The following is a 17,688-nucleotide window of genomic DNA, read 5'->3' on the forward strand; positions in this document are numbered from 1 at the left end:
ACTTTTCATTTCGCAAAATGCAAATTAAAAAAAGAGGTTAGCCCTAATAAATATTAAAAAGGACTAACCTACTACCGATTTCTTCATTAATCGCAAAATGCAAACTACATTTGCATTTTGCGATTAATTTCAAACTTATTGATTTTCCTATAGAGAGTAGCTACGTTTATTCCTAAATCCTTCGCAGCCTTCTTCTTTCCATTCAATGTTTCACCATGTTTTTTTAAAGATTCGATAATCATTTTTTCTTCCATATCTGCTAAGGTTAATCCTTGGTCTAAAACACTTTGATTGGCTTTGACCCTAACTCTAGTGGGTAAATTTTCTAATGTAATCCAAAAAGATTTTGCCATATTGATAGCGTATTCCACCGTATTTTGTAGCTCTCTAATATTTCCTGGCCAATTATAAGAACATAGACATGCTTCGGCTTCTGGAGTAAAGCCCTTTACTTGCTTTCCAGTAATATTTACATAGTGATTAACAAAATGGTGAAGAAGGACGGCTACATCTCCCACTCGCTCTCTTAATGGAGGAATATGAAGAGGAATAACATTTAATCGATAAAATAAATCCTCTCTAAACTCTCTATCCTTTACCATTTGCTCTAAGTTTTTATTGGTTGCTGCCAGCACCCGCACATCAATATCTATAGTCGAATTAGAACCTATCCTTTCAACCCTTCTATCTTCTAAAACCCGCAAAATTTTAACTTGTAGATGAAGTGGCATATCACCGATTTCATCCAGAAAAATAGTTCCGCCATTGGCCATCTCAAATTTTCCAGGCTTCCCTTTTTTCCTCGCCCCAGTAAATGCTCCTTCGTTATATCCAAATAATTCACTCTCTAGCAAATGTTCTGGAATTGCGGCACAATTAATCGCCCTAAAGGGTTTGTTTACCCTTTGACTTTCTTGATGCACGGCCCTTGCGAAAAGTTCTTTACCAGTCCCACTTTCACCTAAAAATATTATGGTGGAGTCAGAGGTTGCGATTTGTTTCGCTATATCTTTCACTTGTAGAATCGCTTTACTTTTCCCTACGATAATGTCAAAGGTTGAATCATCTACCTCTGACGTAATCGAATATGCTAATTTTTGCACATCTTTTAAATCCTTAAATGAAATGGCCACTCCAATAATACGATCATCATGAACAAGTGGGATAACACTACCAATGACCTGAATCATTTTTTTATGTATTTGAAGTGAAAATTCAATGTCTGTATATCCTTTCGCTGTTGATAAAACTTTCGTAATAGGCAAATCAGGGATGATATCCGAGACATTAAGAGTGAGGATTTCATTTCTTTTCATCTTTAGTGTTTTTTCTGCAGAACGATTTAGCTCCAAGATATACCCATTTTGATCTACTGCGATGATTCCTTCATACATCGATTGCATAGCCACTTGAAGCATTTGAAACATATGTAGATACTTTCCTAACAACGTTTTTGCATTTATTTTACTGCTAATTAAGTCAGCCATTTTCCCAAGGTAATTCGATAAAACAAGCTGTCTATCTTTAAACTCTGCCTTCTGTTCTTCAGAAAATGCGGTTAAACTAATCACCCCAACGTTTTTCCCTTCATGTTTCAGGGGAAAGGACACATCTGCTTTTTCGGGGCAGTTTCCATGGAGAATGCAGCTTTTACAAACATCATGAAAACCTGGTTCAAAGTTATAAACATGCTTCCCTGTTTCTATCACTTCTTTTATAATATGTCCTCGAACTGGCTCACCCACAACAGCATGATGACCACCACCTGTAGCAGCAACCACCACTTTATTCTGATCATAAACAATGACTTCCAAATCTAATACTGACTTAATTGCTTCTGCTACCAAATTCACTTCTTCTTGCACTTCAAAAAGGATCGATTTTCCCATCTTCCTCCCCCTATTTAGTAAGACATAGATCCTTAATAATTTTCGTTATATATAATTCTTCTGCTTGTTAAAAGGAAAACCTTCTTTTTATAAAATGAGTTTATAAAAAGAAGGTACTCTATTGATCTTTAGTCGGGAATCCAGATATGTTGGATGAAAATATAAGTAAATATTACATTACTGATAATGTCATTTACGATGATGAATCTTATTTTGTTGATAAAATGTATGATTTTGCACTCAACAAGGCATCTTATCTAGCAAAAATGAAACGAGATTTCTCCGCATATCTGGATCTTAACACGTTAGAAAAGAGGGTTGGACCAAATAAGGGCCACGGCTTTAAAAACTCGGCTAAGTTTAGGGTTAGAGGCTAAAAGAATCGATGTTCTATCTGCGAGTAAATTACCTAACAACAGTAAAAACTTATTCTTCTAAGTTAAAAAAAGCATTGCTAACAGCAACGCTTATTTTAATACTTAATATTAAAGCCAACACCAACAACAAAGAGGGATAATTCTTTACACCCCTCTACTTTAAAGATTATTGAAATTCCAAATCTTCTTAGCTATACCCGCAAGATACACACTCCTTATATTTATTTCTTCGAAGGTCCATTTGTCTTCTTGGCAAATTTCTTTGGTTAACATTATGATGGATTGCTCATATTTTTTTTTCTTTTCAAGAAAAGGATAATTAGATGCAGTAATATTTAATTCGCTTCCAAGCAGCGTAAGGTTCCCAATTCTATTAACGAACATTGAATATTCAGAAGCTCTTGTTCCTAGTTCTTTTTGCCAAGAATTATCAATGACTTTATTTCTTTTCCTTAGTAATTCCCTTGGCATAATATGTTCGATGTGAACATCATTCCGACCACTTATCGTTTTTTCTCTTGTGTTGTTTGTTAGTGCATTTTCTATCATTTCTAAGATATATTTCGTTTGTGCTGACCTTGTAAAGTCCCGGTTCTGAAAGTTTAAATAAAATTCAGTATCAGATGGGGTTCTCCTCTTAAGATAATCAACAATATAAGAAACTGGCATTTCTTTATTGAACGATTCTAAAGCCAAATGATTGTAAATTCTATCTATGTCTCGGATTGAAATATTACATATACTTCTTCGCAATGTAAAAACTTCGATAGCCTCCAAAATTGCCATCAATTGTTCTTTATTAAGGTTCTCGGAGAGGCACTTAATTACAAGCGGGTAGCACGTAGTTGCTTCTATACGTACTAACGTATTTAGCCGATCATCCACCTCCTTTATGCCTAATATTCCATTATACAGCTTTAAATACATTTCAAATTTCAACCATATATCTTCGACTAAACTCAGTAGGTTATCAGACCAATCAACTTTTATATTTCGAATACAGTTTAGGTATTGGGACTACACCATATTCACCCAATAACTTTGTATAGATGTGCTGCCATTGCAGTTTACTATCTTTTAATTTTTCTAAAAAGAAATTATAAGCTTGAATGATTTTTTCATTTTTTATTTTTCCCTTTTAATACTTTTTTCAACTAATTTTTTGAATAATTTGTTATCCTTCCTTCCTAATATTATCTTGGCTTCAGTTTCATCTATTGTAGAACTTTTTAAAAAGTAATTATTTATGTAGGCCGCTCGTTCCTTATCAATTTTCTCTGCTAGATCACGAATTGCAGTTAAAAGTATTAGAATTGTTGTAATTCGTTGTTGTCCATCAACTACCTCAAAATACCCAAAAGCTTTTTGCCGTTCTTGGCTTATGGTAATAATAAACCCCAGAAATGTGTTTGGTCACCATCTAATTTGATTAAATCTTCCCATAGATCATTCCATTGATCTTTACCCCAATTATATGGCCTTTGATATAGGGGGATTCGAAAGACTTCATTAACACTCCCTAATAACTTTCCAATACTGAGTCATTTGTATCTATTGACATTTTATCACCTCCAAGAACAATTCCAAACGCGGCTTTGGCGTCTCGCTTCCATTGCAACCGCTTCAACTTCTCAATATAACGGCGATAAAAAGCATATAACATTGGGCGCACAGCATAAGGAAGGTAGTCCACTCCTACATGAGACTGAAAAATTTATGCGCAGCACCTAAAGGTAATTCATCCCCCCTAATAAATCCCTTAATGATGATTTCTATGAGTCCTACTTGGAGGATAAAAAAGCCATAAAACAATACTAAATGCATAAGACCACTTTTCTTGTCTTTATACAATTTTCGCTGGCCAAACCCATTCACTAACACAGCATTGATTCGTTCTTTTAGGTTCGGCTCGAAAGCGGATTTCTTACCAAGCTTTACAAACAAATACCGGCTGTATACGAGGTGAGCAAATAACTAAACTGCATATCCTGTCACAGCTAGGAAGGAAGAAAGTTCAGTAGTAATAACATCTTATTCATTCCTCCATTGCCGATTCTTTTGAGTTTTCTTACGTTCAGAATAAATAATAATAGCTACTAAAAATGACGTATGAATTGACATACGTCATTTTTCAATCTACCTTATAAACACAAATTTTTAATAACCGATGTGATAACCGCCTGAAATATTCAGTACGTGTCCTGTAATATAGTTCGCATCGGAAGATGCATAAAAGGCCAGATAAACCAATCCTTCCTTTTTAAACGAGAACTATTCAAAAAAGGTAAGAGCATCTCTGTGCCCTTACCTTTCTTCATTTTATTCTTTACTCTTCCTTGCCTGCTGCCATATTCATGTTCGCTTCGACATTCTCCTGACTGATGGTTGTAAATGGTAAATTTCTCTTTCCTGAGAAATTCTCAAGCAGATCTTTGACATCAATGCCCGAAGATGCCTTTAATGACTCCTGCAATGTGGCCATTAAATCCGTTGCATAGCCAGTCACTTTATTGGCCCCGCCATTCGCACCGCTTCCGCCTGTATCCACTACAGTGATTTTGTCGATATTACTAAGCGGACTTGCCACTTGTTTGGCATACTCCGGAAGCATTTTCAAAATCATGTCCATGACGGCTGCCTGACCGAACTGTTCAAATGCTTCGGCAATCTTCTGCTTGGCTTCGGCCTCTGCTACCCCTGTTAACCGGATGATTTCCGCTTCTGTCGTACCTTGTGCCCTTTGTGCGTCCGCTTTAGCAAGACCGTCCATGCGAACGCGTTCCGCTTCGGCTTTAGCCATGGCTTCGATTTTATACTTATCGGCATCCGCTTCCGTAATCTGTTTCATCTTGTTTGCGGAGGCTGCCTGCTCTACCGCATAACGGTCGGCATCCGCCTTTTTCTTCACTTCGGAATCATATTGCTTTTCACGGCGGAGGATTTCTTTTTCCTCCAGCTCGATTTGCTTTTGCCGTTCGATGATCCTGATTTGCATTTCCTGCTCGGTTACTTCCTGTTTGGAGCGGGCCGTTTCCAGATCGTAAGCTTGGTCAGCTCGTGCTTTGGCAATATCCTGCTCTCGACGGAATTCCGCTACCTTCAGCTTGTTGATTTTCTCGGCTTCGGCTATTTCTGTTGCCCTTTCAAGTTCGGCACGCTGCGCTTCCTTCGAAGCTTCGGCTCGCTTGATTCGCGTTTCCTTCTCTGCTTCTGCGGTAGCAATATCGGCATCCCTTTTCACTTGAGCGATTCTTGGCTTACCAAGGGATTCAAGATATCCATTTTTGTCCCGAACATCTTTTATTGTAAATGATACGATGATGAGTCCCATTTTTGCTAAATCCTGCGAGGCTACCCTCTGTACTTCCTGTGAAAACTTTTCGCGGTTTTTATAAATTTCCTCGACTGTCATCGATCCAAGGATGGAACGAAGATGTCCCTCCAAGACTTCCCGCGCTTCCTGTTCACGGTCATCTTTGGATTTTCCAAGGAATTGCTCCGCTGCTGTGGCAATATCGGTGATTGAACCGCCAATCTTGATGATCGATACACCATCAGCCATGACTGGAACTCCCTGTTCCGTATATACTTCAGGAGTAGAGACCTCAAGTTTGCTTGACAACAAGCTTAGTGGTTCCGCTTGCTGGAACACAGGGAGAACGAAAGCACCACCTCCGCGGACGATTTTAATTTTATTTCCTGATTCGTCGATGTGAACATTTTTGCTTCCTAAGTAGCTTCCGGTCACGATCAATGCTTCATCAGGACCAGCCGTGCGGTATTTCGTAATAAAGACAGCAATAAGTGCGATAAGTAAAAATGCAACAATGGCGACGACAACCCAAATCAAATTAAACATAAACTACCTCCTACCCTTTTTTTAATCCTGATGGGGCATAACATAGACAACCCCGTTTTTAACTTCGATGATCAAGACCTTTGAATCCGAAACAATTCCTTCATTTTTATAACTGGCCGCAGTTTTCGCGATGCTTCCACTGATGCTTTCAATCAGGACTTCCCCAAACCCGTCAACCGGGATTGATGTCAGAACCCTGCCGACCCTCCCTCTCAGATCATTATCATGAAATGTCAAACTTTCTTCCGCTGATGAGATGGGAATCAAAACAAATACATTCAGTAAAGTGACGATGGTAAATGAAATGATCAGGGAAATGCCGGCAATCAACCCAGCATGAAGTCCTGAAAGAGATTCAAGTAAAAACCCACTCGCAAAAAACACGGTCAAAAAGCTAAAAATGAGTGTAGGATTAAATATATCCGGTAATTCAAGTCCGGAAAATATATCATTAAACAAGATAAATAAGAAAGTTAGCCCCCCGAATATAATTAATCCATATAAATAGACTGTTTCTAATGGAACCCCAAATAACTCCATCTCTTTCATCCTTTAAATTCGATTTTTTCCAGGCCGCATACTATTTTAAGGACCTGGGATAAGCGTTTTACCAACATTGATAGTCTTTGTTATAATCCCCTCCATTTTCTTCGCTTACCATTCATACGAATGATGCATTAAAAAAGTTTCATTTATTTTCCAAGTTTTGAATTTTACCCTTGTGTTCACTTACAAACAATGTAGTCTAATAAATCATTAATGTATTAAAATACATAATTTCATTGACAGTGTTTAGTTAACATATTAAAATTCTTTATATGTTAACTCGTCATACAAATAGGTTTACATTAGGAGGAAGCACAATGAAGGAGCGTCATGAGAAGTTAAGAATGATGATGGTTACAGCTTTATTTGCAGCACTTATAGGAATACTTGCCCAAATTACAATTCCACTGCCCTTAGTACCGATTACAGGACAGACTCTAGCCGTCGGATTGGCAGCAACGATACTCGGTTCACGTTATGGAACTTCTTCCGTTTTATTATACTTGTTCATAGGAGCAGCGGGAGTCCCGGTATTCGCTGAAATGTCTGGAGGATTAGCTAAGATATTCGGTCCGACAGGCGGTTATTTATTATCCTATATCCCGACAGTATATATAACGGGGCTGATATTGGAAAAAACCCGTTTCACAGTTGCAATGGCTTTCCTTGCTAATACAATCGGGATGATAATTACTTTAGTCATCGGTACGGTTTGGTTAAAATATATGAGTTCATTATCTTGGCCAGTGGCATTTGCCAGCGGTTTTGCTCCATTTATAATCGTAGGCGTTTTAAAAGCATTCCTTGCATCATGGCTTGGCATCACAATCCGTTCAAGGTTAGCCTCGGCTAATATGCTGCCAAAAAAAAATGCACCACTTTCCCAATGATGGGTAAATGAAAGAGAGGGTACCGCTTGTGGTACCCTCTCTTTCATTTATATTCAACTTCCCGAAAACTTGCACAAAAAAAAGACTCTTAAAAAAGAATCTTTTTTACAAGTAATTATTGCGGTCCTATCCCCATAAGTCCGAATATAAATAGCAAATGTATATGATCCCCTTTGCTAACCGTAATCATTTTACTATAGTAACCGTCATTTGACAACTATTGAAGATACACATGAACTTACTGCCATTTTATTACTTAAGGAAGAATAAAATAACTGATTTAATTACTTATTATTCACTTTATATTCTTTTTTCGTACCATCTTCGAAAACGACCTCTAAATCAAATTCTTGATAGTCATCCTTCAAATTAAAAGCTTTTGTCACTTCTTGAATGACTTCCTCCTCTGATGAATCTTTGGTGAATGTCAATTTTTCCAGAATCGGGGTCAATTCTTTCATTGCTTCATCACCGTAAACTTCATGTTTGTTAAGTTTGTCCTCGATCGAAGCTTCTGTTTGAGCACCCATGGTATCATATTCAGCTTCGTATTCGTTATCATTGCCTGTGTAATCTACTTCCAATTGAAAATCCTTATAAGTGAATGGCAGTTTTTCATTATTATCCGTTCCTGTTTCAGGGTTATTTTCAGCTTGATTTTCATTCTCCTGAACCGGCGGGTTTTTCACCTCATCGTTTTCTTCGCCGCATCCCGCCAAAACAAGCATAGCGGCAAACGGAACTGATAATATTTTGATTGATCTTCTCATGAGTTTTCCCTCCTATAGTCTGTATACCTTATCTATTTCCTAATAGTGGTTAAATAAAACTCAAGATTTCCTCATATACATCAAATCGGCCAAGTGATCATAGTGGAAGGATATAAAACAATACCGCAAAAAAGTGTGTGACAGATCCCCCAAGCACGAATACATGCCAAACCGCGTGATGAAACGGAAAACCGCGCCAAACATAAAATATGGCTCCAAACGTATAAAGCAATCCACCTGCAATCAGTAGCTGGATACCAGCTGTTGGCATCGTTGCTGTAAGTGGTCCCCAAACGATAACGATCATCCACCCCATTGCAATATAGAGAATCGTCGAAAGGAAGAGGAATTTTTTCACATAGAAAGCTTTGAAGACGACCCCAACTATGGCAACTCCCCAGATTATACCCAGCAGTGTCCAGCCCAGTGACCCTTGAATCACAAGAAGCATGATGGGCGTGTATGTTCCTGCAATGAATATATATATGGCTGAATGATCAAAGATTTCGAATATATCCTTTGTTTTGCCCTCAGGAAAACTATGCACTAATGTGGAAGAGACGTATAAAAGTAGCATGGAAACACCATAAATGACTGAAATGACTATATGCCAAGGCGATTCTGTTTGGGCTGAGAATATGATTAAAAACACAAGTGCTGCAATACTTAACAAAACGCCGACACCGTGGGTTATCGCATTGACCACTTCTTCTTTTTTTGTATAAACATGTGTATTGGCCATGTTACAGCTCCTTAGTTCCGAATTAATTTTTTAGTATCCAACCAAAGTATACAACAGATTTTCCAAGCAATATAGAAAAGTGAATATTAACTTGATTATCACCTTGTAATTAGATTATTATCTAATTAGATGATAATCTAATTACAGGGAGGAGTAAAAGTGCAATTAGAAAAATTGGTCGCATTCCATAAAACGATTGGTGATGTTACAAGGATTAGAATTATATCCATCCTGGCAAATGGTCCAAAACACGGACAAGCACTTGCCGGAATATTAAAATTGACGGCACCGACCATCTCGCACCATTTAACTAAATTGAAGGACATTAATTTAGTGAAGGATCGAAGGGAAAAAAATACGGTGTATTATTTTTTGAATGAAGATGTCCTGAAGCATTATTCGTCAGCATTACCTAAACTCGTTTCAACTAAGGGGGATTCCAATAAAATGGATAATCAAAAGCTTAATATAGAACACAAAAAGATCCTTGAAAACTTTTTGATGCCAGATGGTCGACTAAAAACCATACCTGCACAGAGAAAAAAGAAAATGATCGTTCTTCATCATATAGCCAGCCTTTTGGAAACGGGACGTAAATATCCAGAAAAAGAATTGAATGAATTCATCCAGACTTTCCATGATGATTATGCAACAATAAGGCGTGAACTCATTATCGGGAGTATCATGTACCGTGAAAACAGCATTTATGAATTGAATCCCCGCGAGATGTGGGCTGATATCGTTTAACGGAAGGTTTCAAAATTAAAAACCAGCCTCCCATTTGGAAAGCCGGTTCTTGAGATGTCGTTTATATGGCAAAATGATGGCCGCCGATAATTTTTATTACCTGTAATTGTTTCATCCATTCGCTATCCGAAATACTAGGATTCCAAAAATACAAGGCATCATTTGTATAGCCATGAATCGCCAATGCTTCATTGACAGCTTTCTTCGCATCATCTCCTGCTGGTTTATTTATACTGCCGTCACCAACAGGCGAGAATTGGTTTTTTTGATAAATCACTTCCCGTACCGTATCAGGAAATTCATCGCTATCAAGGCGATTCAAAACGACTCCTGCCACCTCGACCTTACCTCTGTATGGCTCCCCTTTAGCTTCTGCATGCACAAGCCTTGCTAATAATTCTTTATCTTTTTCATTCATTACATGTGGAATAATCAATGTTTTACCTGGTTCGGCAACATTATTTACATTATTATTGACTTCTTTCAACTTTCCGATAGGAACACCGTACTGCTTCGCAATATCCCATATCGATTCACCTTGTTTAATGACATGTTTGGTTGCTCCATCCGAAGCTTTACTGGTCGTTCCCTTAGGAAAAGCTATCCCAAGTATGATGACACTTAGAGTCATTATCACGGTTATTATAACTGATAATTTCATCCTGTAACCTCCTCGTTAAGCATCTTCCAAGGATAACAGACCATATGGGAGAAAACAGTGCTAAATTTTTTCCAAGGAAATGAAGGAAAAATTTTCACAGGGGTCTATTAACTTCGAAATTTTAATGATTCCCATTCTTCCCGTAGCATTCCCATTCTGACTGAATCATAATAATAACCATCATGATAACGGCATTTCCTCATCCTTCCCTCTACTTGCATACCTACCTTTTCTCCTACTGTGATCATGCGTTCATTACCTGACCATGTCGTCAGTCCCACCCGCTCAATCTCCATTTTTTCGAATAAATAGCCTATGAATAACCTTAACGCTTCTGTTCCATAACCGCCATTCCAATACTTGGGCTCAAATATCGTAATTCCGATTTCAAGCCAACGTGAAGGTTCATGTTCCCAGTAATATACAACAGATCCTATTATTTGATCGTTCTTTTCCATTAATAGCTCAGAGTAAGCCCCCATTTTTTCATCATAGGTTCTATATTTCGTTTCTTTATCGATATACGTTTGGAAATCAATGAGTTCAAGAGGATGATAAGGTGCATCCCACTTTTTCCATTCTGGATCGGCTTCTCCATATTTCAGGCTCCATAAAAGTTTTAAATCGGCTTGTTTAACATTCCTTAATATTACTTTACTTCCTTCAATCCAAACATCGTCCAATCCGCTTCCTCCCAATTCAACCTTGCCGTACTTTCCATTTTACCTGTCGACACATAATTTAATAAAATATTGCCTTTCTCTGGGACCATCGAATTCACAAAAATATACACCTTGCCAGGTACCAAGGATCAAGCTCCCTTTATGGATGATCACCTGCTGTGAAGAACCAACCGCACTTGATTTCAAATGGGCTGCCGTGTTTCCTTCCATATGTAAATCCAATGTATGATTCCATGGGTATTGCTCATCCAGTCTTCTTAACATATCCTTTTTGACATCAGGATCAGCATTTTCATTAATCGTGATCCCTGCTGTCGTATGTGGACAATATATAAGAGCTACTCCCTCTTGAATCCCGTTTTCCTTGATGAACGCCTGTACTTCTGTCGTGACATCAATCATATCATCCCTCTTCGTCGTTTTTAAGGTATTTTTCTTCAGCATGTACGTTCACTCCTTTTTTTGTTCGTTTTTATATTCCTTTACCCATAAACATAAAGGTTCATGCTTTATTAAACCAGTCGATATTAAGATTAACAAACCTTTTTATAATTATTTTGTTATCATATTGGATTTATAAGGAATGAGGTTGCAATACTTTTAAGGAATGATGGTGTTTTTATGTATTGTTTCTTTTACAGGACTTGCAATCATCTTTGCTGTTTAGAGATGTTAAAAGGTGATTTTTAAATTTTCTTCTTGACTAACGGGTGCGTTCTTATCATATTTGGAGGACTTTACAAAGAATAGGGATAATAGGCTGTTGGAACATCTTAAGGAGTTTCAAAAAAGGAAATGAAGCAAATGAATGAGTAACTAGAACAAATTGCCGAAACAGAAAAAGGCTTTTTTGTTCGACTTTTTTGAGAGTGAACACAATGGAGCATATAAGCTCTTTTTCTATGACCAAATAAAAAAGGAGAATGACCAATCCTGCATAGATTGTCATCCCCTAATTATACATACCCGATAGATATCCTGACAGAATGACTTTTCGAGGTCCTACCGCATGCCCATCAGTTAACAACGACGGATACTAATAGTTTGGCCTTTTCTACAATTGAGTTGGTTTTAATTATTAGATATAGTGAAACATCTATCATAAGGTAACACTTACCATCAAGGACACATTCAAGAAGAAATAAATCAAGATCTCAAAAACAGTGTAAAGAAGCCCTTTCCACCAGATAAGTTTAACTTGGAAGAAAACAAGGAGATTAAAGAAAGTTCAACTGTTCCTGAGAGCAGCTACTATGCACAAGAGAACAAATCAGTTTGCCTATTCATTTCATGTAAAGCAGTAGATATGCCTGATAGTCATCTTAGACCCTCAATTTTTTACTGCTTCCATCCAATAAAATTGAAAAAGGTTACGGAATGATGCCATTCCGTAACCTTTTTGTCTACAAACTGAAAGCGGACCCACTGTATTTGGATCCGCTTTCTTTCAGTTTTTTTATATCCGTTTCTTTTTCCAGAACCCCAATAGTAAGGCGGTGATGAGGGATCCTATTAAAATGGCCAATAAATAGAAAAATGGGTGATTGACAAGTGGGATGACAAATATTCCACCATGTGGTGCAGGGAGAGTCACGTTAAAAGCCATTGACAGTGCTCCCGCTGTCGCTGCCCCGACAACACTGCTGACGATAACACGCAATGGATCCGCTGCCGCAAAAGGAATCGCTCCTTCTGTAATGAACGAAGCACCCATGAAATAATTAGTGAATCCTGATTTTCTTTCCATTTCAGTGAACTTGCTTTTAAAGAATGTAGTGGCCAAGGCAATCCCTAGAGGAGGAACCATTCCACCAGCCATTACAGCAGCATGCGGTCCGAAACTCTGAGCTTCAATGGCCGCTAGCCCAAATGTGAAGGCAGCCTTGTTTAGGGGCCCCCCCATATCTACAGCCATCATCCCACCAAGAATCAAGCCAAGGAATATTGCGTTCGTACCAGATAAACCTTGCAGCCAATTGGTCAAGCCCATGTTTATTGCGGTTACTGGTTCATTTATGAGAAATAACATGATAAACCCTGTAATTAACATACCGAATACAGGATAGAGTAAAACTGGTTTAATGCCATCGAGTGTTTGCGGTAATCTGGAAAACAATTTTCTTAAAAGTAAGACGACATAACCTGCAAGGAAACCGGCGATCAGTCCGCCAAGAAAACCGGCATTAGCCTGTGCTGCCAATAATCCCCCTACCATACCAGGAGCAAAACCCGGACGATCGGCAATACTTGAAGCAATGAACCCAGCCAGGACAGGGACAAGTAAGAAGAAAGCACCATTTCCCCCGCCAATATCACTTAATGCTTTGGCAATGGGATTATAATCCGGATTTGCCGGATCGGCCGCCTCGATTCCAAAAAAGAAAGAAAGCGCAATCAAGATTCCGCCACCGACAACAAATGGAAGCATATTACTTACGCCATTCATTAAGTGCTTGTAAATCCCCAATCCTCCTTTTGCTGAATCCCCTTCATCACTTTTATCGTTTCCTGTTCCGTTGTAAACAGGGGCGTCCTGATTCAGGGCTCTGGTTAACAGCTCCTCGGTCTTCCGGATTCCATGGGCCACTGGGACAATAATGACATGTTTCCCGTTAAAACGATTCATTTCCACCTGCTTATCAGCTGCAACGATAATTGCATCCGCCTCATCAATTTCTGCGGCGGTTAAACCATTTTTGATTCCTGTGGAGCCATTTGTTTCGACTTTGAAATCGATTCCCATTTCCTTAGCTTTAGCTTTTAACGCATCGGCTGCCATATAAGTATGGGCAATTCCTGTTGGACAAGCTGTAACGGCTAGGATTTTACCTCCTTTATTTTTACCAATGGCAGCATTACTTGATTGCTGCTCTTCCATTTCTTCTTCATAAGCTTCCATTTCTTTTTGATTGATTATCTCCAACACTTCCTCACCAGAAGTAGCAGAAATCAATCGGGCTCTGAATTTATCATCCATCAGTAATGAAGAAAGCCGGGAAAGGGTTTCCAAGTGATCTGCATTCGCTCCTTCACTTGCTGCAATCATAAAGAACAAATGAGCTGGCTGCCCATCAAGCGATTCATAATCCACACCACTGACAGATTTGCCGAAGCAGATGGCAGGTACCTTTACAGCATTTGTTTTTGCGTGTGGTATGGCTATTCCTTCACCAATCCCAGTCGTGCTTTGCTCTTCACGTTTTAAGATGGCAGCTTTAAAACCCTCCACATCGTTTAACCTGTCTGCCTCGGCTAGCTTTCCTGATAGTTCGTCAATGACTGCTTGCTTTGTAACGCTTTGCAGATTGATGATGATTGTATCCAATTTTAACAAGTCTGTAATTTTCATAGAGTCAGCCTCCTGTTAGATAATTGATGGCAATTTGCGGTAATAACTCTTCAATTTTATCCAATGTACCAAGATCGGATGAAAAGGCCGTAGCACTTCCTGCTGCAAGACTGAAGCGGAATGCAGATAGAATGTCCCCTGTACTTTCATATGTCCCAATGAAACCTGCGACCATGGAATCACCGGCACCCACTGAATTGATGACGTTCCCTTTTGGAACATTTGCGGAATATGACACTCCACCGGAGCAAAGCACGGCCCCCTGTCCCGCCATTGATACAATAACGTTATGTGCTCCTGCTTCAACCAATTTAGCGCCATATTCCCTAGCATCATCAACCGTTCTTATTTCGGTTGAAAAAAGCTCACCCAGTTCATGATGATTGGGCTTTATTAAAAATGGCCGGTGTGGAAGGACATCCAGTAATTCCTTGCCACTCGTATCCACTACCACTTTAATGCCGTTATGGGAACATGACCTTGCCATGGCTTCGTATACATCCGAAGGAACGCTTGGAGGGATGCTTCCTGACAAAATGAGGATATCATTATTATTCAACTGTTCGATCTGACTAATTAATTGTTGATAATTCCCTTTTGAAATGATTGGCCCTTGACTATTTATTTCAGTCTCCAGCCCTGTTTTCAATTTAATGTTTATTCTTGTATCTCCAGCTATCTCTGTAAAGTCCGTGAAAATCTCTTCTTGTCTTAAAAACCTTTTTACAAATTCACCAGTTTGTCCACCGATGAATCCTAACGCTGTCGTACTATTTCCCAGCCTTTTTAGCACTCTGGAAACATTGATTCCTTTCCCTCCTGGGAATTTTGCATCATAACTGGTTCGATTCACCTTGCCCATTTGAAAACTCTCCACCTCGACCAGGTAATCGATGGATGGGTTTAGTGTCACTGTATAAATCATTAAATGGTCACGACCTTTATCTTTGGATTTTTTTTGAGTTGAGCAATTGCCTCTTCATCATTGCTGTCAGTAAGGATTATGGCATCGCTTACATCTGCCACCTTAGCGAAAGTAGCTTCATTCAGTTTTGAACTGTCAGCAAGTACGTAGGACTCGTTAGAGAGGCGTAATGCCATCTTCTTCAGTTGCGCTTCTTCCGGGTCGGGTGTTGTGAAACCCAGATCTTGATGGATTCCGTTCATTCCCAAGAAACATTTATCAAAGCGGTATTCATTCAGGAACTGTACAGCATTACTTCCAATAACAGCATTTGTCGAAAATTTTATCGTCCCGCCCACTAACACTGTTTTGATTTCCAATTCGATGAGTTTTGGTATATGCATAAGACCATTCGTCAGCACTGTTATATTTTTATCCTTTAAATAAGGAATCATTTCCGCAGTTGTCGTGCCTGCATCAAGATATATACAATCATTTTTCTCTATGAATGAAACCGCCAGCTTTGCTATAAGTTGTTTTTCAGCTCTTGCTTTGTATTGCTTTTCCATAGTTGTTGGTTCAAGGCCTTTTCTCTGAAGTAAAGAGGCCCCACCATGCACGCGTTTCAAGAGCTTCATTTCCTCGAGTTGCACTAAATCTCTCCGAATGGTCGACTCCGAGGCTTGTAACTGATCTACAAGCTCTTGAAGCTTTACCGTTCCTTGTTCTTTAAGGATCGATAAGATGAACTGGTGCCTTTCAGTTGTCAACAATTCGCCCACCTCACTTTAATATCATCATCATATATGAAAACAAAGCAATAATCAATCAAAAACGTTTAAAAGTAACCAAATTCATTCAAAAATACCTCCAAAAACATTCATATAGTTAGAGATGACCTTTCTTCAATACCATTATCTTTTTTCTATGAAAATATCCTTTCAGTTCTTCACGCAAAAAACCCCCATGTCATGATGACATGGGGGTTCGTATTTATTTTATTAGCCTTGAAGTAAAAGTTGTTCTGGATCTTCCAGCATATCTTTGATGGCTACTAAGAAACCAACAGCTTCTTTTCCGTCAACGATACGGTGATCATAAGATAATGCAAGGTACATCATCGGTCTGTTTTCGATTTGATCTCCAACTGCGATTGGACGAGTCTTGATTGTATGCATGCCCAAGATCCCAACTTGAGGGGCATTCAAGATTGGTGTAGATAATAGGGAACCGAAAGTCCCGCCGTTTGTGATAGTAAAAGTACCACCTGATAAATCTGAAAGTCCCAATTTGTTGTTACGCGCTTTAACAGCTAAATCCGAAATGTTCTTCTCGATTTCAGCAAAGCTTTTGCGGTCAGCATCCCTTACTACCGGAACGACAAGACCTTCATCAGTGGATACAGCTACACCGATATCATAAAAGTTCTTTTTCAGGATATGGTCGCCTTGGATTTCAGCATTCAATAATGGATATTTCTTCAATGCGCCAATGACCGCTTTAGTGAAGAATGACATGAAACCAAGTTTAACATCATTTGTTTTCACGAAAGAATCCTTATGGCGGCTACGCAATTCCATGACTGCAGAAAGATCGACTTCGTTAAAAGTAGTAAGCATGGCTGCTTCGGATTGTACTTGAACTAGACGTTTGGCAATGGTTTGACGACGGCGTGTCATCTTAACCACTTCAATGCGGTCATCATTCACTTCAACAGGAGCTGCTGCCTTTTTAGCTGCAGGAGCTTGTTTAGGAGCTGCCGCTGGTGCTGCAGGTGCATTGCTTGCTGCTTCTACGTCTTGTACACGTACACGACCAAGTGGATCGGCTACAGGCACTTGAGTCAAGTCAATACCTTTTTCACGAGCCAATTTCCTTGCAGCTGGTGATGCAATAACTTGTTGAGTGGATGATGCTTCTTTTGCTTCTGATTTAGGAGCTTCTTTAGCAGGAGCCGCTTGTTCAGCCTTAGCTGGTTCTGCTTTAGCTTCTTCAACCTTAGGAGCTTCCTCTTTTGGAGCTGCTGCAGCTGATCCATTTTCATCAACGATGGCAATAGCCTGTCCAACTTGGACAGTATCGCCTTCTTCTGCTAAATGTTCCGAAAGTGTACCAGTATAATCTGAAATGATTTCTACGTTCACTTTATCCGTTTCAAGTTCAAGGACATATTCTCCTTTTTCAACGTGATCACCGGGTTGTTTTAACCATTGCGCAATAGATCCTTCAGAAATTGATTCTGCTAATTCAGGTACTTTTACTTCAGCCATT

The 17,688-nt window shown here is 39.0% G+C and carries 16 protein-coding genes and 2 pseudogenes; 4 read left to right on the forward strand and 14 right to left on the reverse strand.

What is annotated here, in order from left to right; all coding sequences use genetic code 11:
- Positions 1 to 104: 104 nt before the first annotated feature.
- On the reverse strand, positions 105 to 1,889 hold the full coding sequence (locus tag JNUCC41_RS23600) for a sigma-54 interaction domain-containing protein (protein WP_192205110.1): 1,785 nt from the start codon (positions 1,887 to 1,889) through the stop codon (positions 105 to 107).
- A 146-nt stretch (positions 1,890 to 2,035) separates the two neighbouring features.
- Here JNUCC41_RS23600 and JNUCC41_RS23605 point away from each other — a divergent pair, with 146 nt between their 5' ends.
- Complete coding sequence (locus JNUCC41_RS23605) at positions 2,036 to 2,266, forward strand: hypothetical protein (RefSeq protein WP_192205111.1); 231 nt, start codon at positions 2,036 to 2,038, stop codon at positions 2,264 to 2,266.
- Positions 2,267 to 2,425: 159 nt separating this feature from the next.
- Here the strand turns inward: JNUCC41_RS23605 and JNUCC41_RS23610 are convergent, their stop codons facing one another.
- The 4 genes and pseudogenes from JNUCC41_RS23610 to JNUCC41_RS23630 form a co-directional block, all read right to left on the reverse strand.
- Positions 2,426 to 3,205 carry an HNH endonuclease family protein gene (locus JNUCC41_RS23610; protein ID WP_192205112.1) on the reverse strand — a complete coding sequence of 260 codons (780 nt, stop codon included), beginning with the start codon at positions 3,203 to 3,205 and terminating at the stop codon, positions 2,426 to 2,428.
- Positions 3,206 to 3,391: 186 nt separating this feature from the next.
- Positions 3,392 to 3,801: pseudogene (locus JNUCC41_RS27405) on the reverse strand (DUF262 domain-containing protein).
- Between the two features lie 791 nt (positions 3,802 to 4,592).
- Positions 4,593 to 6,125: a flotillin lipid rafts scaffold protein FloT gene (locus JNUCC41_RS23625; RefSeq protein WP_192205113.1), complete on the reverse strand. Its 1,533-nt coding sequence runs from the start codon at positions 6,123 to 6,125 to the stop codon at positions 4,593 to 4,595.
- A gap of 21 nt (positions 6,126 to 6,146) precedes the next feature.
- Positions 6,147 to 6,665 (reverse strand): NfeD family membrane protein, encoded by a 519-nt coding sequence (locus JNUCC41_RS23630; protein ID WP_192205114.1) that lies wholly within the window; start codon positions 6,663 to 6,665, stop codon positions 6,147 to 6,149.
- 323 nt (positions 6,666 to 6,988) lie between these two features.
- Between JNUCC41_RS23630 and JNUCC41_RS23635 the strand changes: the two genes are divergently transcribed.
- Positions 6,989 to 7,561, forward strand: a complete 573-nt coding sequence (locus JNUCC41_RS23635) for a biotin transporter BioY (protein ID WP_228467433.1) — start codon at positions 6,989 to 6,991, stop codon at positions 7,559 to 7,561.
- Between the two features lie 284 nt (positions 7,562 to 7,845).
- On the opposite strand, the gene JNUCC41_RS23640 is transcribed toward JNUCC41_RS23635, so the two are convergent.
- Entirely contained in the window at positions 7,846 to 8,331 is a 486-nt protein-coding gene (locus JNUCC41_RS23640) for a YusW family protein (protein WP_192205115.1), read from the reverse strand.
- A gap of 97 nt (positions 8,332 to 8,428) precedes the next feature.
- Positions 8,429 to 9,073, reverse strand: coding sequence for a PAQR family membrane homeostasis protein TrhA (gene trhA / locus JNUCC41_RS23645; protein WP_192205116.1), 645 nt, complete (start codon positions 9,071 to 9,073; stop codon positions 8,429 to 8,431).
- A gap of 159 nt (positions 9,074 to 9,232) precedes the next feature.
- Here trhA and JNUCC41_RS23650 point away from each other — a divergent pair, with 159 nt between their 5' ends.
- Positions 9,233 to 9,820: a DUF2087 domain-containing protein gene (locus JNUCC41_RS23650; protein ID WP_192205117.1), complete on the forward strand. Its 588-nt coding sequence runs from the start codon at positions 9,233 to 9,235 to the stop codon at positions 9,818 to 9,820.
- Positions 9,821 to 9,881: 61 nt separating this feature from the next.
- Here JNUCC41_RS23650 and JNUCC41_RS23655 read toward each other — a convergent pair whose 3' ends face one another.
- From JNUCC41_RS23655 to JNUCC41_RS23665, 3 genes are all read right to left on the reverse strand, one after another.
- Positions 9,882 to 10,481: a cell wall hydrolase gene (locus JNUCC41_RS23655; RefSeq protein ID WP_228467434.1), complete on the reverse strand. Its 600-nt coding sequence runs from the start codon at positions 10,479 to 10,481 to the stop codon at positions 9,882 to 9,884.
- Between the two features lie 107 nt (positions 10,482 to 10,588).
- Positions 10,589 to 11,164: a GNAT family N-acetyltransferase gene (locus tag JNUCC41_RS23660; protein WP_192205118.1), complete on the reverse strand. Its 576-nt coding sequence runs from the start codon at positions 11,162 to 11,164 to the stop codon at positions 10,589 to 10,591.
- Between the two features lie 39 nt (positions 11,165 to 11,203).
- Positions 11,204 to 11,608 carry a secondary thiamine-phosphate synthase enzyme YjbQ gene (locus tag JNUCC41_RS23665; RefSeq protein WP_192205119.1) on the reverse strand — a complete coding sequence of 135 codons (405 nt, stop codon included), beginning with the start codon at positions 11,606 to 11,608 and terminating at the stop codon, positions 11,204 to 11,206.
- Positions 11,609 to 12,281: 673 nt separating this feature from the next.
- On the opposite strand from JNUCC41_RS23665, the pseudogene JNUCC41_RS27490 reads away from it, so the two are divergent.
- Positions 12,282 to 12,456, forward strand: a pseudogene (locus JNUCC41_RS27490) (IS5/IS1182 family transposase); the annotation flags it as partial.
- A gap of 164 nt (positions 12,457 to 12,620) precedes the next feature.
- On the opposite strand, the gene JNUCC41_RS23670 reads toward JNUCC41_RS27490, so the two are convergent.
- The 4 genes from JNUCC41_RS23670 to odhB form a co-directional block, all read right to left on the reverse strand.
- Complete coding sequence (locus JNUCC41_RS23670) at positions 12,621 to 14,513, reverse strand: PTS fructose transporter subunit IIABC (RefSeq protein ID WP_192205120.1); 1,893 nt, start codon at positions 14,511 to 14,513, stop codon at positions 12,621 to 12,623.
- 4 nt (positions 14,514 to 14,517) lie between these two features.
- Entirely contained in the window at positions 14,518 to 15,438 is a 921-nt protein-coding gene (pfkB, locus tag JNUCC41_RS23675) for a 1-phosphofructokinase (RefSeq protein WP_192205121.1), read from the reverse strand.
- Positions 15,438 to 16,190 (reverse strand): DeoR/GlpR family DNA-binding transcription regulator, encoded by a 753-nt coding sequence (locus JNUCC41_RS23680; RefSeq protein WP_192205122.1) that lies wholly within the window; start codon positions 16,188 to 16,190, stop codon positions 15,438 to 15,440. The genes pfkB and JNUCC41_RS23680 overlap by 1 nt, the downstream gene beginning before the upstream one ends.
- 228 nt (positions 16,191 to 16,418) lie before the next feature.
- Positions 16,419 to 17,687, reverse strand: a complete 1,269-nt coding sequence (gene odhB / locus JNUCC41_RS23685; RefSeq protein WP_192205123.1) for a 2-oxoglutarate dehydrogenase complex dihydrolipoyllysine-residue succinyltransferase — start codon at positions 17,685 to 17,687, stop codon at positions 16,419 to 16,421.
- Between the last annotated feature and the right edge of the window lies 1 nt (position 17,688).

The sequence above is a fragment of the Brevibacillus sp. JNUCC-41 genome (assembly GCF_014844095.1).
Lineage (GTDB): Bacteria > Bacillota > Bacilli > Bacillales > DSM-1321 > Peribacillus > Peribacillus aracenensis.

What these genes read in the sequence shown, in the direction of transcription:
- JNUCC41_RS23605 (WP_192205111.1), top strand. Translation starts at nt 2,036, where the DNA reads ATGTTGGATGAAAATATAAGTAAATATTACATTACTGATAATGTCATT.
- JNUCC41_RS23635 (WP_228467433.1), top strand. Translation starts at nt 6,989, where the DNA reads ATGAAGGAGCGTCATGAGAAGTTAAGAATGATGATGGTTACAGCTTTA.
- JNUCC41_RS23625 (WP_192205113.1), bottom strand. Translation starts at nt 6,125, where the DNA reads ATGTTTAATTTGATTTGGGTTGTCGTCGCCATTGTTGCATTTTTACTT.
- JNUCC41_RS23670 (WP_192205120.1), bottom strand. Translation starts at nt 14,513, where the DNA reads ATGAAAATTACAGACTTGTTAAAATTGGATACAATCATCATCAATCTG.
- odhB (WP_192205123.1), bottom strand. Translation starts at nt 17,687, where the DNA reads ATGGCTGAAGTAAAAGTACCTGAATTAGCAGAATCAATTTCTGAAGGA.
- JNUCC41_RS23630 (WP_192205114.1), bottom strand. Translation starts at nt 6,665, where the DNA reads ATGGAGTTATTTGGGGTTCCATTAGAAACAGTCTATTTATATGGATTA.
- JNUCC41_RS23665 (WP_192205119.1), bottom strand. Translation starts at nt 11,608, where the DNA reads ATGCTGAAGAAAAATACCTTAAAAACGACGAAGAGGGATGATATGATT.
- JNUCC41_RS23600 (WP_192205110.1), bottom strand. Translation starts at nt 1,889, where the DNA reads ATGGGAAAATCGATCCTTTTTGAAGTGCAAGAAGAAGTGAATTTGGTA.
- pfkB (WP_192205121.1), bottom strand. Translation starts at nt 15,438, where the DNA reads ATGATTTATACAGTGACACTAAACCCATCCATCGATTACCTGGTCGAG.
- JNUCC41_RS23655 (WP_228467434.1), bottom strand. Translation starts at nt 10,481, where the DNA reads ATGAAATTATCAGTTATAATAACCGTGATAATGACTCTAAGTGTCATC.
- JNUCC41_RS23640 (WP_192205115.1), bottom strand. Translation starts at nt 8,331, where the DNA reads ATGAGAAGATCAATCAAAATATTATCAGTTCCGTTTGCCGCTATGCTT.
- trhA (WP_192205116.1), bottom strand. Translation starts at nt 9,073, where the DNA reads ATGGCCAATACACATGTTTATACAAAAAAAGAAGAAGTGGTCAATGCG.